We start from the raw sequence: 21,920 nt of genomic DNA on the forward strand, positions 1-21,920 counted from the left end.
CCCCCCTGTGGGAGCGCACCCTGTGCGCGACTGGGGCTAGGCTCAGTCGCGCACAGGGTGCGCTCCCACAGGTGTTTTTCCCCGCGAGATCAGGCGTAACGCACGCCCGTGATCTCGTAGTGCTTCACACCATTGGGCGCCGTGAACTCGAAGCTGTCACCTTCGCTCTTGCCGATCAGCGCGCGCGCGATCGGTGAGGAGACGGCGATCAGGCGCTGCTTGATGTCGGCTTCCAGGTCGCCAACGATCTGATAGGTCACCGCTTCACCGCTGTCCTCGTCTTCCAGATCCACGGTGGCGCCGAACACCACGCGCGAACCGGCCGCAAGACGGCTGACGTCGATGACTTCGGCCGTCGACAGCAGCGCTTCCAAGGCCGCGATGCGGCCTTCGATGAAGCTCTGCTGCTCGCGTGCCGCGTGGTACTCCGCGTTCTCTTTCAGGTCGCCATGCGCGCGCGCCTCAGCGATGGCCGCGATGATATGCGGCCGATCGGTGGACTTCAGCTTTTCCAGCTCGCTACGAAGGCGCTCGGAGCCTGCCTTGGTAATGGGCGCACGACTCATGCTTTCAGTTCCTTGTGCAGTTCCTGCAGGCTGTGCACCGAGCCGTCGCCGTGATAATCCAGCGAATGCACCAGCGCGCGGGCGCCCGCGACCGTGGTGGAGTACGTGACGCGCTGCTGCAGGGCTTCACGTCGGATCGAGAACGAGTCGGCAATCGCCGCCTTGCCCTCGGTGGTGTTGACGATATAGACGATCTCGCCGTTCTTGATCAGGTCGACGATGTGCGGACGGCCTTCGATCACCTTGTTGATGCGCTCGCAGGCCACGCCATGCTCGGCCAGGTACTTGGCCGTGCCGTCGGTGGCGACCAGGCTGAAGCCGCGCTCCAGCACTTCGCGGGCGACCGGCAGCAGGCGATCCTTGTCGGCATCACGCACCGACACGAACACCTTGCCCTTCGGCGGCGTCTTGATGCCGGCCGCATCGTGACCGCGCGCAAAGGCGGCGCCGAAGCTGCGGCCCACGCCCATCACCTCACCGGTGGAGCGCATTTCAGGACCGAGGATCGGATCCACGTTCTGGAACTTCAGGAACGGGAAGATCGCTTCCTTCACCGAGTAGTAGCTCGGGATCACTTCGCGCGTGGTGCCCTGCTCGATCAGCGAGCGGCCGGCCATGGCGCGCGCGGCGATCTTGGCTAGCGGCACACCGGTGGCCTTGGACACGAATGGCACGGTGCGCGAGGCGCGCGGGTTCACTTCCAGGATGAACACCGTATCGCCCTGGATGGCGAACTGCGTATTCATCAGGCCGATGACCTTCAGCTCCTTCGCCATCGCGGTGACCTGGCGGCGCATTTCATCCTGCACCTCCTGGGTCAGCGAGTACGGCGGCAGCGAGCAAGAGGAGTCGCCCGAATGGACGCCGGCCTCTTCGATATGCTCCATGATGCCGCCGACCAGCACGTTGCCTTCCGCGTCGGCAATGATGTCCACGTCCACTTCGACCGCGTGATCGAGGAAGCGATCCAGCAGCACCGGCGAATCGTTGGAGACTTGCACGGCATCGCGGATGTAACGCGAAAGATCGGCATCGCTGTAGACGATTTCCATCGCGCGGCCGCCCAGCACGTAGCTCGGACGCACCACCAGCGGATAGCCGATCTCGCGTGCCGAGGCCAAGGCCTCTTCCGGCGTGCGCGCGGTGCGATTCGGCGGCTGCTTCAGGCCGATCTTCTCGATCATCTGCTGGAAGCGCTCGCGGTCTTCGGCCAAGTCGATGCTGTCCGGCGAAGTGCCGATCACCGGTACGCCAGCTGCTTCCAGCGCACGTGCAAGCTTCAGTGGCGTCTGGCCACCGTACTGCACGATCACGCCCTTGGGCTTCTCCAGATCGACGATTTCCAGCACGTCCTCGAGCGTGAGCGGCTCGAAGTACAGACGGTCGGAGGTGTCGTAGTCGGTCGAGACTGTTTCCGGGTTGCAGTTGACCATGATGGTTTCGAAACCATCCTCGCGCAGGGCGAGCGCTGCGTGCACGCAGCAGTAGTCGAACTCGATACCCTGGCCGATGCGGTTCGGGCCGCCACCAAGCACGACGATCTTGTCGCGATTGGTCGGGTTGGCTTCGCACTCTTCCTCGTAGGTCGAGTACATATAGGCCGTGGTGGTGGCGAACTCGGCGGCGCAGGAGTCCACGCGCTTGTACACCGGGCGCACGCCCAGCGTACGACGCAGATGGCGCATGGCCGCTTCATTGGTGTCGAGCAGTTCGGCCAGGCGCGCGTCGGAGAAGCCCATGCGCTTCAACTCGCGCATGCGCGCGGCGTCGAGCACGGTGATGCCCTGCGTCTGGACGTCCTTCTCGGTGAGCACGATGTCTTCGAACGCCGCCAGGAACCAGGGATCGACGCGGCTCAAACCGTACACGTCTTCCAGGGACAAGCCGGCGCGGAACGCATCGGCCAGATGGAACACGCGATCCGGACGCGGCTCGCGCAGTTCGCGCTTGAGTGCGTTGACGCCCTCTTCGGTGGTCAGGTCCAGGCCGGTCGGGTTGAGGCCGGTCTTGCCGATTTCCAGGCCACGCAGCGCCTTCTGCAGCGATTCGTGGAAGGTGCGGCCCATCGCCATCACTTCGCCGACGGACTTCATCTGCGTGGTGAGGCGCGCGTCGGCCGAGGGGAACTTCTCGAACGCGAAGCGCGGAATCTTGGTGACGACGTAATCGATGCTCGGCTCGAACGACGCCGGCGTCAGGCCGCCGGTGATGTCGTTCTTGAGTTCGTCGAGCGTGTAACCCACCGCCAGCTTCGCCGCGATCTTGGCGATCGGGAAACCGGTGGCCTTGGAAGCGAGCGCCGACGAACGCGACACGCGCGGATTCATCTCGATCACCACCACGCGGCCGTTCTCGGCATTGATGCCGAACTGCACGTTGGAGCCGCCGGTATCCACGCCGATCTTGCGCAGCACCGCGATGGAGGCATCGCGCAGGCGCTGGTATTCCTTGTCGGTGAGCGTCTGCGCCGGCGCGACCGTAATCGAGTCGCCGGTGTGCACGCCCATCGGATCGAGGTTTTCGATCGAGCACACGATGATGCAGTTGTCCGCCTTGTCGCGGACCACTTCCATCTCGAATTCTTTCCAGCCGAGCACGGATTCCTCGACCAGCACTTCGCCCACCGGCGAAAGCTCGAGGCCGCGCTTGACGATCTCTTCGAATTCTTCGCGGTTGTACGCGATACCGCCACCGGAGCCGCCCAGCGTGAAGCTGGGGCGGATGATGGTGGGATAGCCCACCTTCGTCTGCGTGATCAGCGCCTGCTCGAAGGTACGAACCACTTCGGCCTTCGGGCACTCCAGGCCGATCTCGGCCATGGCGACGCGGAACAGCTCGCGGTCTTCGGCCATGCGGATGGCTTCGCGCGACGCGCCGATCAGTTCGACGTTGTACTTCTCGAGCACGCCGTGGTCGGCCAGATCCAGTGCGCAATTGAGGCCGGTCTGGCCACCCATCGTCGGCAGCACCGCATCGGGGCGCTCCTTGGCGATGATGCGCTCCACCGTCTGCCAGTTGATCGGCTCGATGTAGACGGCGTCGGCCGTCTCCGGGTCGGTCATGATGGTGGCGGGATTGGAGTTCACCAGGATGACGCGGTAACCCTCTTCCTTCAGCGCCTTGCAGGCCTGTGCGCCGGAGTAGTCAAACTCGCAGGCCTGGCCGATGACGATCGGACCGGCGCCGATGATGAGGATGCTCTTGATATCGGTGCGCTTAGCCATTCTTGCGGGCCTCCTGCATCAGGGCGGCAAAACGATCAAACAGGTAGCTCATCTCGTGCGGGCCGGGGCTCGCTTCCGGGTGACCCTGGAAACAGAACGCCGGACGGTCGGTGAGCGTGAAGCCCTGCAGCGAACCATCGAACAGCGAGGTGTGGGTGACGCGCACGTTTGCCGGCAGCGTGGCCGGATCGACCGCGAAACCGTGGTTCTGCGAGGTGATCAGCACGCGGCCATCGTCCAGATCCTTCACCGGATGGTTCGCGCCGTGGTGGCCGAACTTCATCTTCAGCGTCTTGGCGCCCAGCGCCAGGCCCATGATCTGGTGACCCAGGCAGATGCCGAACAGCGGGATCTTCGCCTCGAGGAACTGCTTGGTGGCTTCCACGGCGTAGTCGCAGGCCGCCGGATCGCCGGGGCCGTTGGACAGGAACACGCCATCGGGCTTCATCGCCAGCACGTCGCCAGCCGGCGTCTGCGCAGGCACCACGGTGATGTCGCAACCCTGCTCGGCCAGCAGGCGCAGGATGTTGTACTTCACGCCGTAGTCGTAGGCCACGACCTTGAAGCGTTTGGACGGCTGATTGAAGGCGGTGCGATCGAGGTCGTAGACGCCCTCGTTCCACTGGTAGGACTCGCCCACGCTGACCACCTTGGCCAGGTCCATGCCGTTGAGGCCGGGGAAGGCGCGCGCCTTGGCGAGTGCGTCTTCGACGTCGATCTGCTCGCCGGCGACGATGCAGCCGTTCAAAGCGCCCTTGTCGCGCAGGATGCGGGTCAGGCGGCGCGTGTCGATGCCGGCCAGGGCCACGATGCCGTGGCGCTTGAGGTAATCGGTCAGGCTTTCAGTGCTGCGCCAGTTGCTGGCACGACGCGGCACGTCGCGCACGATCAGGCCGGCGGCGTGGACCGAAGCGGACTCTTCGTCCTCGACGTTCACGCCGGTGTTGCCGATGTGCGGATAAGTCAGGGTGACAAGCTGTTTGGCGTACGAGGGATCGGTGAGGATCTCCTGGTAGCCGGTCATGGCGGTGTTGAAAACCACCTCGCCGACAGTTTCGCCAGTCGCGCCAACGGCGTAGCCGTGGAACACGCTGCCGTCTTCGAGGGCAAGCAGAGCGGGAATAGGCATCGGAGGACCGCCTTTTAGGTGCAGCAAGGTCCGCAAGCCGCACCAAAGCAGGCTTGAGGACCTTAGTCGAGGAATGTTGCAGGGCGGGTCGCAATGATAGGTGCAAGCCCCCTTGGTGTCCACCAAAAACAGCTGAACGCCACCGGGAGAAAAGCCCTGCGGGCCCCTGTCCGGGCAGTACACTAGCGCGGTCTCACCCATGCTCGGACATCCATGAACTCAGTCGCGCTGCTCGATCCCGCCCGTCTTGACCGACCGGACACCGACATCAGGGCGGAGCCGTTCCCGTTCCTGATCGCGCACGGTCAGTTGCCGGACGAGGCGCGCGGCGACCTGGAGCGCGATTTTCCGCGCTATGCGAGCGCCGGTTTCTTCCCGTATGACGCCAGCGACTGCGGCCCCTCGATCAATGCACTGGTGAACCGCCTGAGCTCGGCCGAGTTCGCCCGCGCCATCGGCGAGCGCCTGGGGATCGAGAACCTGGGCCAGTACCCCACCCTCATCACGCTGTGCCGGTCGCTCAACAAGCGCCACGGGACCATCCATACGGACAGCAAGTCCAAGGTGGCCACGGCTCTGCTCTACCTCAACAACCTCTGGCCGGACACCAGCGACGGCTGTCTGCGCTTTCTGGGCAGTATCGACAGCATCGACAGCATGATCGCGCCGGAGCTCAAGCCGCTCTACGGCGAATTTGCGGTGTTCAAGCGCTGTGAGAATTCCTTCCACGGCCACCTGCCCTACGAGGGCGAGCGCCGCGTGATCCAGGTGGCCTGGCTCACCAGCGAAGAAGAAAAGCTGCGCAAGACCAAGCGCGGCAAATTTGCGCGCGCGTTCAAGAAGATCTTCGGCTCGCTTGATCGCAAGCTGGGCGCCGACCGCGATCGCAACGCCGCGCATCGCGACTGATCAGCGAGGGCGCACTCAGCGGTGCGCCCTGCCCCGGGTGCTTACAGCTGCGTCCCGTAGTGCCACGCGATATAGGCAGCAAACACGCCGTAGAGCAGCCCCACCGGCACCAGAGAGCGGGCATCCACGCGTCCGCGACGGAACAACTGCCACAGGTAGATGATGGCCACGCCGGTGAGCACGCCCGCCACCATCAGCGGCGCATCGAACAGCCACGGCGTGGCAAATAGCGCCAGCGAGCTGGGGATGGTCGCCTGGATCATCATGGCGCCGGAGATATTGGCCAGCGCCAGGCGCTCCTTGCCCTGACGCACCCAGATCAGCGCATTCATCGTCTCAGGCAGCTCGGTGGCCACCGGGCTCAGCACCAGCGCCACCAGATGTGGCGAGAGATTGAGCGCAATGCCGATCGCTTCGATCTGTTTGACGAAGGTATGCGACGCGAAGGCGATCACGATCAGCGCCAGCGTGGTCTGCGCGACCACCCACCAGATCGACGGATCGATCGCCTTGGGCTGGAATTTCAGCGGCTCGAGCTCTTCTTCCTCCGGTGCGGTGTCGGAAGACTTCAGCTCGCGCCACACGTACAAGCCATAGGCGGCCAGGAACAGCACACCGAGCCACGGCTTGAACGCGAATGCGACCAGGCCAAGCGTGCACTTCACCACGAAGATCGCCAGGAACCACGACTGATCGCGCGCCAGGCGTCCGTGCGCCACACGCACTTGATGGTCGGCACGCTGTAGCTTGTGGCGATTCATCCACAGCGCCACGCCGACCACCGCGTACGCGATCGTCGCCAGCACCAAGGGGCCGCCGAGCGCGGCGCCCACGCCAATGTCTTTTTGCTCGGGCGTCTTACCGAGGATCACGGCGACAAAGGTCACCGCACTCTCCGGCAACGCCGTGCCGAAGGCCGCCAGCACGGTGCCTGTAGCCGTAGCGCCCAGGTTGAGCTTCTGGCCGAACCATTCCACGCCGTTGACGAAGTACTCGCAGGCGAGATAGATCGCGCCGGCCGAGAGCAGGAACAACAGGGCAATGAACATGCTTTTTCCAGGGCCGGGCGAGCGGAAAACCATTGGCGCAGCGACGCGAGCTCGCCCGGCAGGGTGAGCGCGTCGCGGCCAAAGGTCTCGCCGGGCTGCCGGAACCAGAAGGAACCGGTGACCATCCACGCCATGAAGCCGAAGCTTCAAGTCTGTTGACGCGGATTCCTCTAGAAGCAACCGGAGGCCGGTTGCGTGGGGTGAGGATGGCTACTCCCCAATGACAACACACGGGATTTTAGAGGCCCCGCCGCCCCCAGGCAAGCGAGCGCCAGGAACGCGACGCGTTTTCGCGCCGCATCGGCTCAGCGCGAGGCCCGATCCGCCAGCATCGCATCGAGATCGTAATCGCCCGCTTCGCGACCGCTGAGCCAATGTGCAGCCTCAAGTGCGCCGCGGGCAAAGATCGAACGATCGGTGGCGCGATGGACCAGCTCCACACGTTCACCCTGTCCCATCAGCAACACTTCGTGCTCGCCGACGATATCGCCGCCGCGCACCACCGCGAAGCCGATGGTGCCCTGCTGACGCGGACCCACCCGCCCTTCGCGCGCGTACACCGCGCTCTCGCGCAGCGACGTGCCGCGTGCGGACGCTGCCGCCTCGCCCAGCGCGAGCGCCGTACCCGATGGCGCATCTTCCTTGCGGTTGTGGTGCGCCTCGATGATGTCCAGATCCCAATCCGGCAAGGCTGCAGCAGCCTGGCGCAGCAGTCGCGTAAGCACCGCCACGCCCAGGCTGAAGTTCGCCGAGCGCAGCAAGGCGATGCGGGCCGCCGAGGCGTTGAGGCGTTGCGCAAAGGTCGCGTCCAGGCCGGTGGTGCCGGTGACCAGCGCCACGCCATGCGATTCGCAATAGGTCAGCGCTTCGGCCAGACCCGCCGGGCCGCTGAAATCCACCACCACGTCCAGCGCATCGGCCGCCGGCCATTCATGCGTATAGGCCAGCGAGCCCTCGCATGCATCGACGGGCTGACCCAGCCTGGACGATTCGGGCGAGGCGATTGCAGCGACCAGCGCGAAGCGGGCATCGTCCTTCACCAAGGTCAGCAAGGCCTGTCCCATGCGGCCAGTGGCGCCATTGATGGCAAGGCGGACGGGCTGGGTCATAGATGGCTTCCTTTCTCGGGCACGACGGACATGAGAGGCGATGCTACCGCCTGCGGGCGCCCGCGTGCGTAGCCGCCGTCAACGGGGTCCCACAAAAAGCAAAGCCCCGGCGGGAGCCAGGGCTTTGTGGGCCGGCGGATCGCGTGAACTTACGAGGTGACGCGCGACCAGAACTGCTTGACGCCATCGACCCAGGTCTTGGCGCGCGGCGTGTGCTTGTCGGCCTCGCCATCGGCAAAGGTTGCCTCAAGCTGCTCGAACAGGTCGCGCTGCTGCTTGGTGAGACGCACCGGCGTTTCCACTACCACGCGGCAAATGAGATCACCGTTGCGAGTGCTGCGCACCGACTTCACGCCGCGGCCGCGCAGACGGAACATCTGGCCCGTCTGCGTTTCCGGCGGAATATTGATCGGCACTTCGCCTTCCAACGTGGGCACCAGCAACTCCGCACCCAGCGCCGCCTGCGCAAAACGGATCGGCAGCTCGCAATGCAGGTCATTGCCGTCACGCTGGAAGATGGCGTGATCGCGCACGCGCACTTCAACGTAAAGGTCACCGGCTTCGCCACCGGTCGGACCGGCTTCGCCCTGCCCGGTCAGGCGGATCCGATCGCCGTTGTCGACGCCGGCAGGAATGTTCACCGACAGCTGGCGAGTTTCTTCCAGACGGCCTTCGCCATCGCACTGCTTGCAGGGCTTCTCGATCGCCTGGCCGCTGCCGCCGCAATGCGGGCAGGCCTGCTGGATGGAGAAAATGCCGTTCTGCATGCGCACGCGGCCATGACCTGCGCAGGTCTTGCAGGTCACCGTCTTGCCGTCGGCCGAACCGCTGCCGTTGCAGTGATGGCAATTGACCTGGGTGGGAATCTCGATCTTCTTCTCGACGCCGAAGACGGCTTCTTCCAGATCGAGCTCCATGATGTAGCGCAGGTCGGAGCCGCGACGCGAACGTCCGCGTCCACCACCGCCGCCCATGCCGAAAATGTCGCCAAAGATATCGCCGAAGATGTCGCCCATGTCGCCAAAGCCACCGGCGCCGCCGCGACCGCCCATGCCGTGCTCGAACGCGGCATGGCCGTGCTGGTCATACATCGCGCGCTTCTGCGCGTCGGCCAGCACTTCGTAGGCCTCCTTGGCCTCCTTGAATTTCTCTTGCGCATGCGGATCGTCCGGACAACGGTCCGGGTGGTACTTCATCGCCAGTCGACGGAACGACTTCTTCAGTTCGACCTCGGTGACGGTACGTTCTACACCCAGGACTTCGTAGTAATCACGCTTGCTCATCGTTGCATCCGGCATGGACTGCTCTCTTACTCATGAATCGTAGGACCCATGTCTTCTCAACAAACAGCCCGCGCCTAGGTGAACTCCCGGGCGCGGGCTGCGTCAGATCGGCAGCGCCGACCGGCCAATATTACTTTTTCTCGTCCTTGACTTCAGTGAACTCGGCATCGACCACGTCGTCGTGGCCGGCCGGGCCGCCCTGCTGCTGACCGCCCGCGTGTGCGCCGGCATCCGCCTGGGCACCGCCCTGGGCCGCGGCGTACAGCGCCTGGGCGACCTGCTCGAGCTTCTCGATCTTCGAATCGATGGCCGACTTGTCGTCGCTGTCCTTGACCTTTTCCAGATCCGACAGCGCGCCTTCGATCGTGCTCAGCTGATCGGCCGGCACCTTGCCGCCGTGCTCTTTGAGCGCGCTGCGGGTGGCGTGGACCAGCTGGTCGGCCTTGTTGCGCGTGCCGACGAGTTCGTGGAACTTCTTGTCTTCTTCCTTGTTGGCCTCGGCGTCGGCCACCATGCGGTTGATCTCTTCCTCGGACAGGCCCGAACCGGCCTTGATCTCGATCTTCTGTTCCTTGCCGGTCTTCTTGTCCTTGGCCGAGACGTGCAGGATGCCGTTGGCGTCGATGTCGAAGGTGACCTCGATCTGCGGCATGCCGCGCGGTGCAGCGTCGATACCCTGCAGGTCGAACTTGCCCAGCGACTTGTTGGCGCTGGCGCGCTCGCGCTCACCCTGAAGCACGTGCACGGTCACCGCGGTCTGGTTGTCGTCGGCGGTGGAGAACACCTGCGAAGCCTTGGTCGGCACGGTGGTGTTCTTCTCGATCAGCTTGGTCATCACGCCGCCCATCGTCTCGATGCCGAGCGACAGCGGGGTGACGTCCAGCAGCAGCACGTCCTTGACGGTACCGCCGAGCACGCCGCCCTGGATCGCGGCGCCGACAGCGACGGCCTCGTCCGGGTTGACGTCCTTGCGCGGCTCCTTGCCGAAGAAGTCTTTCACCGACTCCTGCACCTTGGGCATGCGGGTCTGGCCACCGACGAGGATCACCTCGTTGATGTCGGACACGCGCAGGCCGGCGTCATTCAACGCGGTGCGGCACGGCTCGATGGTGCGCTTGACCAGGTCTTCCACCAGCGCTTCGAGCTTGGCGCGGGTCAGCTTGATGTTCAGATGCTTCGGACCGGAGGCGTCGGCCGTGATGTACGGCAGGTTCACTTCGGTCTGGTGGCTGGAAGACAGCTCGATCTTGGCGCGCTCGGCGGCGTCCTTCAGGCGCTGCAGTGCGAGCGGATCCTTGCGCAGGTCCATGCCCTGGTCTTTCTTGAATTCTTCGACGAGGTAGTCGATGACGCGCATGTCGAAGTCTTCGCCACCCAGGAAGGTGTCGCCATTGGTGGCCAGCACTTCGAACTGCTTCTCGCCGTCGACTTCGGCGATCTCGATGATGGACACGTCGAAGGTGCCGCCGCCGAGGTCGTACACGGCGATCTTGCGGTCGCCGCCCTTCTTGTCCAGACCGTAGGCCAGTGCGGCGGCGGTCGGCTCGTTGATGATGCGCTTGACGTCCAGGCCCGCAATGCGGCCGGCGTCCTTGGTGGCCTGGCGCTGGCTGTCGTTGAAGTAGGCCGGCACCGTGATCACGGCTTCGGTCACCGGCTCGCCGAGATAGTCTTCGGCGGTCTTCTTCATCTTCATGAGGACCTTGGCCGAGATCTCCTGCGGAGCCATCTTGCGGCCATCAGCCGTTTCGACCCAGGCGTCGCCGTTTTCGTGCGCCACGATGCCGTAGGGCACGATGTGCAGGTCTTTCTGCACTTCCGCGTCGGTGAACTTGCGGCCGATCAGGCGCTTCACCGCGTAGAAGGTGTTCTTGGGGTTGGTCACGCTCTGGCGCTTGGCCGGCGCGCCCACCATGACTTCGTTGTCCTTGGTGAAAGCGACGATGGACGGCGTGGTGCGATCGCCTTCCGAGTTCTCGATGACCTTGGCGGTGGTGCCGTCCATCACGGCAACGCACGAGTTGGTCGTGCCCAGGTCGATACCGATGATTTTACCCATGTTGTTTACTCCCGAATTCTTTAAGCGACCCCTCGGCCGCAACTGTTTTGTCAGATGGGGTTTGCCGCGTGGCATCTCAATGCCGACAAGACCCCGGATGCCTTGCCACCGTTGCCGACAGGGGACGCCATTCAGGCGTCCTCGACCGCCGGCGCGGGCGTCATTCCTTGGCGACCGCCACCAACGCCGGGCGCAGCAGCCTGTCGTTCAACACGTAGCCCTTCTGCAGCACGTTGACGACCGTGTTGGGGGCCGCGCCCGGGGCCTCCACCATGCTCACCGCGTGATGCCGCTCCGGATCGAGCGGCTGACCCAGCGGATCGACCTGCACCAGGCCGTTGTTCTCGGCGATCTTCAGCAGCGACTTGAGCGTGAGTGCAATGCCCTCGCGCACGCTGGCGATATCACCGCCTTCCACCTGCAGACCGCGCTCCAGGCCGTCATAGACCGGCAGCAGCTCGTTGAGCAGCTTCTCGTTGGCGAAGCGGCGAGCCTGCTCCACGTCGCGATGCAGTCGGCGACGCTGGTTCTCGATTTCCGCCTTTTCGCGCAGCACGGTGTCGCGCAGCTCCACGTTGCTGGTTTCCAGTTCGGCGATACGCGACTTCAGCGCTTCCAGTTCGGCGCTGCCCGTCTCACCCTGCTGGCCTGGCGTCTCGTTGGACACCGTTGGGTCGTTGCTTTGCATGAATCACTCCAAGCCTTATCCGTGGCCGGTGCATCGCGCACCAACCGTCAAACACTTGCGGGTAAAACCCCGCCTCCCGAGCGGGTTATAAGGTCGTAGCGACGCGATTCAAGGCGTCGCTAAGCAATCCGGCCGTGGCTTGTACCACGGGAATCACCCGTTCATAGGCCATGCGGGTGGGTCCGATGACCCCCACCGCGCCCAGCACGCGACCCTGCGCACCATAGCTGGCCGTGACCACACTGCAACCATCCAATGCGGCAAAACCCGATTCTTCGCCGATAAACAGCCTCACGCCGGGGGCCTTGGCACACACTTCCATCAGCTGCAGCAGCTCGTTTTTCTGCTGGAAGGCCTCGAACAGCTCGCGCAGGCGCTCTAAGTTCGCTAGTTCCGAATAACCCATCAAGTTGGTCTGGCCGCTGACCAGCACGTCGTCGCTTTCGGTCTGGGGCGCGAACGAGGCCGCGGCCAGTTCCACCGCGCTGGACATCAGGCGGTTGAGTTCGCCGCTGGTCTCGCGCAACTCGCGCAGCAGATGGGCGCGGATATCGTCCAGGCGCAGGCCGGCGAACTGGGTATTGAGGTAGTTGGCGGCGTGCTCCAGCTCGCGCGCGTCCAGCGGCTTGGCCAGCTGCACAATGCGGTTCTGTACCTGGTTGTCCGAGAACACCAGGATCACCAGCACGCGGGCGTCCGGCAGGGCCACGAAATCGATGTGGCGCAACGGGAAATCCGCCTGGCGCGGCACGGTGACCACGCCGGCGAACTGCGTCATGGCCGAAAGAAGCGTCGACACATTGCCCAGCAGGTCGCGGGTGGTGGTGGGGCCCGGCGGCAGCTCGCGGCGCAGGCGGGCCATCTCGTCCTGAGGCAGCGGCTGCAGTTCGATCAGGCTGTCCACGAACAGGCGCAGGCCGCGCGGCGTCGGCACGCGGCCGGCCGAGGTATGCGGCGAGGCGACCAGGCCCGCCTCTTCCAGGTCGGCCATGATGTTGCGGATGGTGGCCGGGCTGACGTCCAGGCCGGACGAACGCGAAAGCGTGCGCGAGCCGACAGGCTCGCCATCGGCGAGGTACTGGGCGATCAATGTGCGCAAGAGGCGTCGTGCGCGGGCATCGAGAGGGGCGGCTGGCATGCTGTATCGCTTCGTGAGACACACAAGAAATAAGGTCTTGCGGGAAAGTTTGCAAGAAACGGGGATGAGGGATCGGTCGCGAGGGTGCAAAAACGGATGCCGGTGATCTGCCGGACGCCGAAGTGCGCGCCCCCACTACCCGCTCCCCGGCCCCATCCCCTTACAATCCCCCGACTTCACCAAGCCGCCACCCATGCTCACCTCGCTCTACGTTCGTCATTTTGCCGTCGTCGAAGAAGCCGAGATCGCCTTCGGCCCCGGCCTTACCGTGGTCAGCGGCGAGACGGGCGCCGGCAAATCCCTGCTGGTGGACGCGCTGATGCTGCTGGCCGGCGCGCGCGCCGACAGCGGCATGGTCCGTGCCGGCAGCGACCGCGCCGAACTCACCGCCGAGTTCGACCTGACGAACCTGCCCGAAGCCCGCGCCTGGCTGAGCCGGGAGGAACTGGACGACGAAGACAGCTGCCAGCTGCGCCGCGTGATCCGCGCCGAGGGCAGCTCGCGCGCCTGGATCAACGGCCGTCCGGCCAATGCCAGCCAGCTCGGCGAGCTGGCCACGCTGCTGGTGGAAATCCACGGCCAGCACGAGCACCAGGCCCTGCTCTCGCGCGCCCATCAGATGGAGCTGCTCGACGCTTATGCGGGCAATGAAGCCCTGGTGGCGCAGGTACGTGAGCTGGCGCAGCAATGGCGCGAGCTCGGCAACCGCATCCGCAAGCTCAGTGGCGGCGACGACCGCGAGCAACGCATCGAACTGCTCAGCCACGAACTGGGCGAACTGGAAAAGTGGGCGCTGCCGCCGGACGATCTGGCCGAGCTGGAAGCCAGCCACAAACGCCTGGCCAATGCCGGCCGCCTGGCCGAAGGCGCCGGCGGCGTGGTGGAACTGCTCGATGGCGAGAGCGAATTCGCACTGCGTCGTGCGCTCGGCCGCGCCCAGCTGGAAATGAGCAAGCTCGCCGCGCTGGACGATCGCCTGGCCCCGCTGCTGGAGCTGCTGGACAACGCCTCCATCCAGCTCAGCGAAGCGGCCGATGGCCTGGGCCGTTATGCGCTCGACGTCGATCTCGATCCCAACCGCTATGCGGAAGTGGATACGCATCTCACGCGTCTGCACGAACTGTCGCGCCGCCATCGCGTAACGGTGGCCGAGTTGCACGACAAGGCCGGCACGCTGCGCATCGAATTGAGCGAACTGGAAGGCGCCGGCGACGCGTTGGAAAAACTGGCCAAGCAGCGCACGCGCCTGCAGCAGCAATACGACGAACAAGCCGGCCAGCTCAGCCAGGCACGCCAGCAGGCTGCGGAACGCCTTGGCGGCGAAGTCAGCATCCTGATGGGCGAGCTGGGCATGAGCGGTGGTCGCCTGGTGGTGGAGCTGGAAGCGACCAACGAAGGTGATCCCGATGTGCAGGGCCACGAACGTTGCGAACTGCTGGTCAGCGCCAACCCCGGCCAGCCGCCGCGCGCGCTGCGCAAGGTGGCCTCGGGCGGCGAGCTGGCGCGCATCAGCCTCGCCATCGAAGTGGCCACACTGGGCAAGGACACCGTCGGCACCATGGTGTTCGACGAAGTGGATACCGGCATCGGCGGCGCCGTCGCTGAAGTGGTGGGACAGAAGCTGCGCGCACTCGGCGCGCAACGCCAGGTGCTGTGCGTGACCCATCTGCCGCAGGTCGCTGCGCAAGGCCACGCGCATCTGCGCGTGAGCAAGGACAGCGATGGCGAGTCGACGCGTACGCGTATCGAGAAGCTCGATGCCAATGGTCGCCGCGATGAGCTGGCGCGCATGCTGGGCGGTGTGGAGATCACTCGCGAAACGCGGGCGCATGCGAAGCAGATGCTGGAGCGGGCGCAGGTTTAATCAGGTTGCGCGTACACCTGTGGGAGCGCACCCTGTGCGCGACTGCGGCACCGGGTCGTTAGCGCTCCGTAGGTTTGTCGCGCACAGGGCGCGCTCCCACAAAATCAACATGGGGCGCAGGTGCTGGAAACCCTTGTAGGAGCGCACTTGTGCGCGACCGCAGCGTCGCGTCGTTGTCGCTCCGTAGGTGGTCGCGCACAAGTGCGCTCCTACAACGAGCAAAGGCGTCGCGTCGTTGTCGCTCCGTAGGTGGTCGCGCACAAGTGCGCTCCTACAACGAGCAAAAGCGCGATGGTTTGGCGGATCAGTTCTTGCGCGGCAACAACCCGCGTTCGGCGGCCATGCGATAGAGATCCAATTCCGAACCGGCGCCGAGCTTGCCCATCAAACTGGCGCGGTGGATGTAGACGGTCTTCTGGCCGATGCCCAACTCACCGGCCACCTGCTTGGGTGCGCGACCTGCGGCCAGCAACAGGAAGACTTCACGCTCGCGTGCCGTCAATCGATGGATGGGATCGCGCGATTCGCTCGGCCGCTCGGCGCGACGCTTGCGCAGGTCGGAGCTGAGAAAACACTCTCCCTGCATCACCGCACGCAGGCCGGCGACCAGTTCTTCGGGGGCCACGCCCTTGGTGACGTAGCCGCTCGCGCCGCGGCGCAGGGCTTCGGATACGTACGGCTCGCCGTCGTGCATGCTCAGCACCACGATGCGCGTGTCCACGGCGACGCTGCGCAGATGCTCGATCAACGGCAGCCCGCTGCCATCGGGCAGCGAGAGATCGAGTGCCACGAGATGGGGACGACAGGTGCCGACCGCTTCGACCGCATCGTCGGCGCAGCGGCATTCCGCCACGACCTCCAGATCCGGTTCCAATTCGATCAGCCGCTTGAACCCCTCGCGGACAATGGCATGGTCATCGACCAGGACAATGCTGTACATGAACGCATGTATAGCAGCCTGCGGGGCGGTTGACGATCACCCTGCGCATGCGACCGGCCAAAAGCACGCCGGTGGCCGCCTGGACGCCCTCCCGACGCCATGTAACATCGACCGCATGCGACCTAAACACCCCGTGCTGCCCGGTTCCAGCCTCTTGCTCGGCATCGGCTATCTGCTGCTCTGGCTGCTGCTGTGGCCCACCGAGCAACCCTATTGGATGCTTCCCTACGGCCTGCGTTTCGGCGCACTGCTGCTGGCGCCCATGCGCATGTGGCCGTGGCTGCTCGGCGCGGAGTTTGCCGCCAGCGGGCTGATTTCCTATGTCCACCCGCAGCCGATGGGTTGGCATGGTTTCCTGCTCGGTGAATTGCCCGAGCCCCTCGTCGTCGCCATCTGCCTGTGGCTGATGCGACGCGCGAACCTGCACGCCAGCCTGCGCGATCCCGAAGACGTGGCCCGCCTGCTGCTGTCAGCGGCCTTCACCGTGGCAGCCACCACGGCGACGGATGCGGTGCTGATGGCCTTGGTCCATGCCAGCCCCACCACCGAGCTGATGATGCAGGCGCTGGGCCAAGACCTGCTGGGCAACTACGTCGGCGTGCTGCTGGTGGTGCCGCTGCTGGTGATGCTGCTGCGGGCTCGGCTCGACAAGCGCGGCCTGGGGCGCCTGTTGATGGACGGCCTGCTGGTGCTGCTGCCCTCGCTGGCCATCCTGCTGGTGCTGTCCTCGCACGCGGCACCGCAGCCGCAGTTCGCCCGCGTGCTGTCGCTGGCGCCGGTGCTGTTCTTTGCGTTCCGTCATGGCTGGCGCGGCGCCAGCCTGGCCATGCTGATTTCGAGCCTGGGCATGACGCTGGTCGATCACCTCTCCGGTCATGGCTCGCCCGGCGCACCCGGCGAACTATTCCTGGCGGTGGCCGGCACCGGCGCGCTGATGCTCGGCTCGGCGACCGATGCGCTACGCCGCAGCAGCGAGCGGGTGGCGGAGCAGAACGTCTATCTCGCCGCCGTGAACCGCCGCCTGGATCACCTCGCACGGCAGCTGCGCGACGCCGCCCGCGGCAACCTGCGTACCGAAGAAAACCAGCGCCGCCACATGGCCGCCGAGCTGCACGACGAGCTGGGCCAGAACCTCACGGCCATCCAGACGCACCTCAAGCTGGCGCAATCGCGGCTGGCGCAAGCGGGCATGGACGATATCGGCGTGTCGATCAACGCCATCCTCGGCCATATGCGTCGCGCCCTGCACCGTCTGCTGGACGATCTGCGCCCTGCCGTGCTCGACGAATTCGGCCTGTTGCGAGCGCTGGACGAAGGCCCGATCCGCGACCTGCTCAACGCCGCTGGCGTGGCCTATCGCACCGAACTGCACGGCGACCCGCGCCTGCTCGACGACGACACCCGCACCGTGGTCTATCGCCTGGTGCAGGAAAGCGCCACCAATGCCGTGAAGCACGCCCATGCCGACACCTTCCAGCTGCGCCTGCGCATCGGTGAACGCCAGGGCGTGGCGCTCGCCCTGCTGGACATCCGGGACAACGGGATTGGCCTGCCGGCCCGGATGCCCCGGGGCGGCCGTGGCATGCAGGGCATGCGCGACCGGGTGACTTCACTGGGTGGGCTGTTCCGGGTCCGGCCTGAGGCCCAGGGCGTTCATCTTCGAATATTGTTGCGCAGCAACACACAAACTGGTGACGTAGCTCGCACTTAGGATCGTTACATAGGAAATTTTCCGATACCCGAGGTGTGAAGGGTTCGTTACGCTGGATTCATCGATGTGGGGGAGCCACCATCGCAAGATGGTGAGCCATGCCAACCGTGGGGACGGTGGGCATGAAGAACGGCAGGATGCCGTTCCGCCGAAATCGGTGGCAAAACCGGGACGCGCGAGCAACTCGCCCTCCTAGGAGCCATCCGGTATCGGATAAGCCGCCGGGCGGACAGGAGTCCTCCCGCGGCTTTTTTTATGGGCGAAGCTTTTGTATCCCGCCCGCCGGAGCACGAAAAAGGCCGGCAACGCCTCCGTCACCGGCCTTCCGGACACCGCAAGCCTTGGCTTACTTGCTGCCCTTCTTGGGGCGCACGTACAGCACCAAGCTGTGATCCTCGATCACGTAGCCGTGGCGGGCGGCGATCTCGGCCTGCAGGCGCTCGATCTCCTCGCTCACGAACTCGATGACCTTTCCGCTGTCCACATCGATCATGTGGTCATGATGCTTGCCGCGGTCCAGCTCGTAGACGGCCTGCCCGCCCTCGAAGTTGTGCTTGACGACGATGCCGGCCGCCTCGAACTGGGTCAGCACCCGGTAGACGGTGGCCAGGCCGATGTCTTCCTGGTGGGCCAGCAGGCGTTTGTAGATGTCTTCGGCGGTGAGATGGTGAGCTTCCTCATCCTCGAAGATCTGCAGAATACGCATGCGGGGGTGGGTCACCTTCAGCCCGGCTTTGCGCAGTTCTTTCGTTTCCTGTTCCATAGCAAACTCCACGCACACGGCGCTACGAGGCCGTTAGTGTATCATCCGACACCTTTACGATCCGGACGCAACACGCATGCATAAGCTGATTCGCACGCTGGGTTTTGCCATGCTGGCCCTTTCGCTGGCCAGCTGCCGTCTTATCTATACCCCCGACGTGCAACAGGGCAACCTGCTCGACAAGAAAACCGTGGATCAGCTGCAGCCCGGCATGACCAAGCGCCAGGTGCTGGTGCTGATGGGTTCGCCCTCGGTCAACTCGCCCTTCAGCCAGAACGAATGGAATTACGTCTCCACCCAGCAGCACCGCGGTGGCGACATCAAGGTGCGCTCGCTCAAGCTCACCTTCAATAACGACGTGCTGGTGCGCACCGAGGGCGACTTCTTCGCCGAAGACGCGCAGAAGCTGGTCAACGACACCAAGAAGTACCACGCCAGCTACCCAGTGGACGAAACCAAGGGCGACAAGTCGACCGGCGGTGGCGACAAGGGCGGCGACGGCGGCGGCAACAACGGCGGCAACGACGGTCACTAAGACCCGCCGGCCGGCGTCAGCCCTCGTGGGCGCGGCGCCGGCGTGCTTCTTTCGGATCGATGGTGAGCGGCCGGTAGATTTCCACCCGGTCGCCCTCGCCCACCACGTGCTCCGGTCCCACCTTGCGGGAAAAAATGCCCAGTCGGGCCGGATCCACGACCAGTCCCGGAATGTCCTGGACGATGCCCGAAGCTTCGATGGCCTGCGCCACGGTACTGCCTGAGGGCAATCTCACCTTGCGCAGCCAGCGGCGCGAGGGTTCGGCAAAGACCACCTCGACGGTGACCTGCTCAGCCATAAGTGCGCTCCGCCTCGCGGCAGAAGTCGTCCACCATGCGGCTGGCCAGCCCCTGAAATCCAAGCTTGATGGCCGCACCACCAAGCTTGCCTGCGTAGTCGAAATCCAGCGCGAACGAAATCTTGCAGCCGGCATCGCCCAGCGCGATGAACTCCCATAGCCCATCCAGGCTGCGGAACGGTCCATCGACCAGGCTCATATGCAGACGGCTGGGTCGCACCGTGGTATTGCGCGTGGTAAAGCTCTGGCGAAACCCCATGTACTTGAGATCCAGGCGCGCCACCAGCACATCCTCGCCACGCTCCAGCACCTGAGCGTCGACACACCAGGGGAAGCGCTTTGGGTATGCTTCAACGTCATTGACCAGATTGAACATCTGGTCCGGCGAATATCGCACCAGGGCGCTGCGGCGGATTTCGATCACTTCAGCCTCTTCTTGAGCATCATCTTCAGTCCCTCCACGGACGGGACCATCATCAGGGCAATGAGCCCGAAGTTTAACGGACATGGCCAAGCCTAAGGACAAAGACAAAAGCTCGGGCGGCACGATTGCGCTGAACAAACGCGCACGCCACGAGTACCACATCGACCAACGCTTCGAGGCGGGACTCGAGCTGCAAGGCTGGGAAGTCAAATCGCTGCGCGCCGGCCGCATCAACTTCGGCGACAGCTATGCGGTGGTGTTGCGCAGCGAGATTTTCCTGGTCGGCTGCTCGATTCCGCCGCTGATCAGCGCATCCACGCACGTGGTGGCGAACGATCGCCGCACGCGCAAAGTGCTGCTTCATCGCGAGGAAATCGACACGCTGATCGGCGCGGTCGAGCGCAAGGGTTACACCCTCATCCCCATGGCCCTGTATTGGAAGGGCAACAAGGTCAAGGTGGAAATCGGCCTGGCCAAGGGCAAGCAGGCGCACGACAAGCGCGATGCGGAAAAGGAACGCGACTGGCAGCGCGAAAAGCAGCGCACCATGCGTTCGCACAACAAGCTAGCCTGACATTCGCCGCCACGAGCCCGGCTCGCCTTCGGAAAGTCCCACCACGTCTTTGCGCAGCGACATGTTCATGGCATCCACCGAGGTGCCAAAGCCAAAGCGCTCATAGATGCAGTGCGCGGCGCCGGTTGAGTGCAGGTTGAGCGAGTCGATGTCCTGCTCTCTTGCCGTCGCACCCACTGCGGCGAGCAAGGCAGTAGCCAGGCCCTGGCGACGATGGGTGTGCTTGACGAACATGTTCAGCACATACCAGCCCACGCCCTGGCGGAAATACGCCGATGGCAGATGCGTATACGGGTGCACCATCACGCACCCGGCCACCCGCCCTTCCACCTCGGCCAGCCAGGCCAGCAGCCTGCCCTCGGGCATGGCTTCTTCGATCCACCCGCGCAAGTGATCGGCAAAGCCCTCCGGCAGCTGCTGCTTGAGCTCTTCCTCCAGAAAGGCGCAACGCAAATCCGTCAACATACCTGCATCGTGCAGCACCGCCTGACGTATCCGGACCATGGCCGTTCCTTTGGGTGGTGAGGGGCAAACCATAGCGGCGTCGTGCCAGCTTGTAGAAATGCCTTCTGCCTACATATACTGGCTGACCAGTTACTGTTTCAGTTTCCCCGGGGGTGTCATGGCTTCGACGGGGGTAGTGAGATAGCTTGGTGCATGCCGAGGGGGCAGCTTTCCTCGTTAATCCAGCCGCAAACTTATAGTTGCCAACGACGACAACTACGCTCTGGCCGCTTAAGGCCTAGCCCCGAACCCACTTGTGCTCGTGCTCGTGGATGTAGGGTCATTATCACGAGATCGCCCGAAGCTGCCGCCTGTCGGTAAGGGCTAAATCAAGCAGGCTGGTCCTTCGATGCGCTTCGCACGCTGTGCTGTCGCGGGATGAGATCTAACGGCGAGCTAAGCATGTAGTACCGGGCGTCAAACGCCTTCGGACGCGGGTTCGACTCCCGCCACCTCCACCAATACGGAAAGGCCCGGCGAGTGATCGCCGGGCTTTTTTGTTGGCGGGCGACGTATATTCATGCCGTCCCAACCCAACGAGTCGAGGTGCATCCATGACGATGGCCACTGACCTGCGCGTGCGTACCTTGGGAAAGGTGGTCGTTTCCGCCGTCATGTTCTGCACCGCCACCCTCACCCTGATCGCGGTCACCCAGGATGGGCACCTGCCCCGACTCCTGCTATCGAACATCGGATCGATCGGCCTCTACGTCCTGCTGATGGTCTTCTGCGGCTACCTGGTCAGGACCTGCTGGAAGAGAGAAGAGGCCGTGGGCGCGGCAGACGCTTCACTGTGGCGGGTCGTTGCCACGTTCTTCAGCGCCTTGGCCTTGCTGATGTTTCTGGTGGCGCTTGCCTACTATGCGTGGGCTGGGCGGTAGGAGTTGGCGCGACTGGCACAAGGCGCCTAGTAAGAAAGGCGCCCTGCGCCCAACTCACCATGAGGAAAAGCCCAGCGAGTGATCGCCGGGCTTTTTCTTTGCGAAGAAATCATTCGATCGACGTGGACCCGCATCGCTCTTTCTTGCGCCTCTTCTTCTGACGCGGATCAGAGGGAACCCTGATTGAAAGTACCTGTCTAATCAGCCTTGTCACAACACGCGCTGACGGCATGCGCCTGTTTCGTTCCGTCATTGGCGTGGTAGGGGTGTAA

Annotated in this window: 20 protein-coding genes, 1 other RNA gene and 1 riboswitch; of the genes, 7 read left to right on the forward strand and 14 right to left on the reverse strand. The window is 64.4% G+C overall.

What is annotated here, in order from left to right:
* Positions 1-89 precede the first annotated feature (89 nt).
* Genes greA through carA form a run of 3 tightly spaced genes read right to left on the reverse strand, consistent with a single transcriptional unit; the run spans position 90 to position 4,919 of the window.
* On the reverse strand, positions 90-566 hold the full coding sequence (gene greA / locus AC1DE1_RS09330) for a transcription elongation factor GreA (RefSeq protein WP_441604142.1): 477 nt from the start codon (positions 564-566) through the stop codon (positions 90-92).
* Positions 563-3,790 carry a carbamoyl-phosphate synthase large subunit gene (gene carB / locus AC1DE1_RS09335; RefSeq protein WP_441604141.1) on the reverse strand — a complete coding sequence of 1,076 codons (3,228 nt, stop codon included), beginning with the start codon at positions 3,788-3,790 and terminating at the stop codon, positions 563-565. Before carB ends, greA begins: the two co-directional genes overlap by 4 nt.
* Complete coding sequence (gene carA / locus AC1DE1_RS09340) at positions 3,783-4,919, reverse strand: glutamine-hydrolyzing carbamoyl-phosphate synthase small subunit (RefSeq protein ID WP_477175930.1); 1,137 nt, start codon at positions 4,917-4,919, stop codon at positions 3,783-3,785. The genes carB and carA overlap by 8 nt, the downstream gene beginning before the upstream one ends.
* 213 nt (positions 4,920-5,132) lie before the next feature.
* Here carA and AC1DE1_RS09345 point away from each other — a divergent pair, with 213 nt between their 5' ends.
* Positions 5,133-5,828 carry a 2OG-Fe(II) oxygenase gene (locus AC1DE1_RS09345; protein WP_441604139.1) on the forward strand — a complete coding sequence of 232 codons (696 nt, stop codon included), beginning with the start codon at positions 5,133-5,135 and terminating at the stop codon, positions 5,826-5,828.
* Positions 5,829-5,869: 41 nt separating this feature from the next.
* Here AC1DE1_RS09345 and AC1DE1_RS09350 read toward each other — a convergent pair whose 3' ends face one another.
* The 6 genes from AC1DE1_RS09350 to hrcA form a co-directional block, all read right to left on the reverse strand.
* A complete protein-coding gene (locus AC1DE1_RS09350; RefSeq protein WP_477175931.1) occupies positions 5,870-6,877 on the reverse strand; it encodes a sodium:calcium antiporter in 1,008 nt (335 codons plus the stop codon).
* A 101-nt stretch (positions 6,878-6,978) separates the two neighbouring features.
* Positions 6,979-7,112, reverse strand: a riboswitch (yybP-ykoY riboswitch).
* Between the two features lie 70 nt (positions 7,113-7,182).
* Entirely contained in the window at positions 7,183-7,986 is an 804-nt protein-coding gene (gene dapB, locus AC1DE1_RS09355; protein ID WP_441604137.1) for a 4-hydroxy-tetrahydrodipicolinate reductase, read from the reverse strand.
* Positions 7,987-8,135: 149 nt separating this feature from the next.
* Complete coding sequence (gene dnaJ / locus AC1DE1_RS09360) at positions 8,136-9,269, reverse strand: molecular chaperone DnaJ (protein ID WP_441604136.1); 1,134 nt, start codon at positions 9,267-9,269, stop codon at positions 8,136-8,138.
* Positions 9,270-9,399: 130 nt separating this feature from the next.
* Positions 9,400-11,328 (reverse strand): molecular chaperone DnaK, encoded by a 1,929-nt coding sequence (dnaK, locus tag AC1DE1_RS09365; protein WP_441604135.1) that lies wholly within the window; start codon positions 11,326-11,328, stop codon positions 9,400-9,402.
* Positions 11,329-11,488: 160 nt separating this feature from the next.
* Positions 11,489-12,016, reverse strand: a complete 528-nt coding sequence (gene grpE, locus AC1DE1_RS09370; RefSeq protein WP_441604134.1) for a nucleotide exchange factor GrpE — start codon at positions 12,014-12,016, stop codon at positions 11,489-11,491.
* A gap of 85 nt (positions 12,017-12,101) precedes the next feature.
* Entirely contained in the window at positions 12,102-13,154 is a 1,053-nt protein-coding gene (gene hrcA, locus AC1DE1_RS09375) for a heat-inducible transcriptional repressor HrcA (protein ID WP_441604133.1), read from the reverse strand.
* A 193-nt stretch (positions 13,155-13,347) separates the two neighbouring features.
* Between hrcA and recN the strand changes: the two genes are divergently transcribed.
* Positions 13,348-15,018 (forward strand): DNA repair protein RecN, encoded by a 1,671-nt coding sequence (gene recN / locus AC1DE1_RS09380; protein ID WP_477175932.1) that lies wholly within the window; start codon positions 13,348-13,350, stop codon positions 15,016-15,018.
* A 304-nt stretch (positions 15,019-15,322) separates the two neighbouring features.
* On the opposite strand, the gene AC1DE1_RS09385 is transcribed toward recN, so the two are convergent.
* Complete coding sequence (locus AC1DE1_RS09385) at positions 15,323-15,958, reverse strand: response regulator transcription factor (RefSeq protein ID WP_046970299.1); 636 nt, start codon at positions 15,956-15,958, stop codon at positions 15,323-15,325.
* Between the two features lie 115 nt (positions 15,959-16,073).
* On the opposite strand from AC1DE1_RS09385, the gene AC1DE1_RS09390 reads away from it, so the two are divergent.
* Entirely contained in the window at positions 16,074-17,669 is a 1,596-nt protein-coding gene (locus AC1DE1_RS09390; protein WP_477175933.1) for an MASE1 domain-containing sensor histidine kinase, read from the forward strand.
* Positions 17,670-18,015: 346 nt separating this feature from the next.
* Here the strand turns inward: AC1DE1_RS09390 and fur are convergent, their stop codons facing one another.
* Positions 18,016-18,432, reverse strand: coding sequence for a ferric iron uptake transcriptional regulator (gene fur, locus AC1DE1_RS09395; RefSeq protein ID WP_109127012.1), 417 nt, complete (start codon positions 18,430-18,432; stop codon positions 18,016-18,018).
* A gap of 76 nt (positions 18,433-18,508) precedes the next feature.
* Here fur and AC1DE1_RS09400 point away from each other — a divergent pair, with 76 nt between their 5' ends.
* Positions 18,509-18,967 (forward strand): outer membrane protein assembly factor BamE, encoded by a 459-nt coding sequence (locus AC1DE1_RS09400; protein ID WP_441604130.1) that lies wholly within the window; start codon positions 18,509-18,511, stop codon positions 18,965-18,967.
* A gap of 16 nt (positions 18,968-18,983) precedes the next feature.
* On the opposite strand, the gene AC1DE1_RS09405 is transcribed toward AC1DE1_RS09400, so the two are convergent.
* The gene (locus tag AC1DE1_RS09405) at positions 18,984-19,265 is read right to left on the reverse strand and encodes an RnfH family protein (protein ID WP_477175934.1); all 282 of its coding nucleotides are present in this window, start codon (positions 19,263-19,265) and stop codon (positions 18,984-18,986) included.
* Positions 19,258-19,689 (reverse strand): type II toxin-antitoxin system RatA family toxin, encoded by a 432-nt coding sequence (locus AC1DE1_RS09410; RefSeq protein ID WP_477175935.1) that lies wholly within the window; start codon positions 19,687-19,689, stop codon positions 19,258-19,260. The genes AC1DE1_RS09405 and AC1DE1_RS09410 overlap by 8 nt, the downstream gene beginning before the upstream one ends.
* A gap of 82 nt (positions 19,690-19,771) precedes the next feature.
* On the opposite strand from AC1DE1_RS09410, the gene smpB reads away from it, so the two are divergent.
* Positions 19,772-20,263: an SsrA-binding protein SmpB gene (gene smpB / locus AC1DE1_RS09415; RefSeq protein WP_441604127.1), complete on the forward strand. Its 492-nt coding sequence runs from the start codon at positions 19,772-19,774 to the stop codon at positions 20,261-20,263.
* On the opposite strand, the gene AC1DE1_RS09420 is transcribed toward smpB, so the two are convergent.
* Positions 20,255-20,767, reverse strand: a complete 513-nt coding sequence (locus AC1DE1_RS09420; protein WP_477175936.1) for a GNAT family N-acetyltransferase — start codon at positions 20,765-20,767, stop codon at positions 20,255-20,257. The two genes, smpB and AC1DE1_RS09420, sit on opposite strands and share 9 nt — an antisense overlap.
* 109 nt (positions 20,768-20,876) lie before the next feature.
* Between AC1DE1_RS09420 and ssrA the strand changes: the two genes are divergently transcribed.
* Positions 20,877-21,228: a transfer-messenger RNA gene (gene ssrA, locus AC1DE1_RS09425) on the forward strand.
* 93 nt (positions 21,229-21,321) lie between these two features.
* Positions 21,322-21,648, forward strand: a complete 327-nt coding sequence (locus AC1DE1_RS09430) for a hypothetical protein (RefSeq protein WP_477175937.1) — start codon at positions 21,322-21,324, stop codon at positions 21,646-21,648.
* The last annotated feature ends 272 nt before the right edge of the window (positions 21,649-21,920 follow it).

Source organism: Dyella sp. 05T440 (assembly GCF_056395965.1).

What these genes read in the sequence shown, in the direction of transcription:
- smpB (WP_441604127.1), top strand. Translation starts at nt 19,772, where the DNA reads ATGGCCAAGCCTAAGGACAAAGACAAAAGCTCGGGCGGCACGATTGCG.
- dapB (WP_441604137.1), bottom strand. Translation starts at nt 7,986, where the DNA reads ATGACCCAGCCCGTCCGCCTTGCCATCAATGGCGCCACTGGCCGCATG.
- fur (WP_109127012.1), bottom strand. Translation starts at nt 18,432, where the DNA reads ATGGAACAGGAAACGAAAGAACTGCGCAAAGCCGGGCTGAAGGTGACC.
- AC1DE1_RS09420 (WP_477175936.1), bottom strand. Translation starts at nt 20,767, where the DNA reads ATGGTCCGGATACGTCAGGCGGTGCTGCACGATGCAGGTATGTTGACG.
- carA (WP_477175930.1), bottom strand. Translation starts at nt 4,919, where the DNA reads ATGCCTATTCCCGCTCTGCTTGCCCTCGAAGACGGCAGCGTGTTCCAC.
- AC1DE1_RS09350 (WP_477175931.1), bottom strand. Translation starts at nt 6,877, where the DNA reads ATGTTCATTGCCCTGTTGTTCCTGCTCTCGGCCGGCGCGATCTATCTC.
- dnaK (WP_441604135.1), bottom strand. Translation starts at nt 11,328, where the DNA reads ATGGGTAAAATCATCGGTATCGACCTGGGCACGACCAACTCGTGCGTT.
- dnaJ (WP_441604136.1), bottom strand. Translation starts at nt 9,269, where the DNA reads ATGAGCAAGCGTGATTACTACGAAGTCCTGGGTGTAGAACGTACCGTC.
- AC1DE1_RS09390 (WP_477175933.1), top strand. Translation starts at nt 16,074, where the DNA reads ATGCGACCTAAACACCCCGTGCTGCCCGGTTCCAGCCTCTTGCTCGGC.
- recN (WP_477175932.1), top strand. Translation starts at nt 13,348, where the DNA reads ATGCTCACCTCGCTCTACGTTCGTCATTTTGCCGTCGTCGAAGAAGCC.
- AC1DE1_RS09345 (WP_441604139.1), top strand. Translation starts at nt 5,133, where the DNA reads ATGAACTCAGTCGCGCTGCTCGATCCCGCCCGTCTTGACCGACCGGAC.
- AC1DE1_RS09405 (WP_477175934.1), bottom strand. Translation starts at nt 19,265, where the DNA reads ATGGCTGAGCAGGTCACCGTCGAGGTGGTCTTTGCCGAACCCTCGCGC.
- greA (WP_441604142.1), bottom strand. Translation starts at nt 566, where the DNA reads ATGAGTCGTGCGCCCATTACCAAGGCAGGCTCCGAGCGCCTTCGTAGC.
- hrcA (WP_441604133.1), bottom strand. Translation starts at nt 13,154, where the DNA reads ATGCCAGCCGCCCCTCTCGATGCCCGCGCACGACGCCTCTTGCGCACA.
- grpE (WP_441604134.1), bottom strand. Translation starts at nt 12,016, where the DNA reads ATGCAAAGCAACGACCCAACGGTGTCCAACGAGACGCCAGGCCAGCAG.
- AC1DE1_RS09385 (WP_046970299.1), bottom strand. Translation starts at nt 15,958, where the DNA reads ATGTACAGCATTGTCCTGGTCGATGACCATGCCATTGTCCGCGAGGGG.
- carB (WP_441604141.1), bottom strand. Translation starts at nt 3,790, where the DNA reads ATGGCTAAGCGCACCGATATCAAGAGCATCCTCATCATCGGCGCCGGT.
- AC1DE1_RS09400 (WP_441604130.1), top strand. Translation starts at nt 18,509, where the DNA reads ATGCATAAGCTGATTCGCACGCTGGGTTTTGCCATGCTGGCCCTTTCG.
- AC1DE1_RS09430 (WP_477175937.1), top strand. Translation starts at nt 21,322, where the DNA reads ATGACGATGGCCACTGACCTGCGCGTGCGTACCTTGGGAAAGGTGGTC.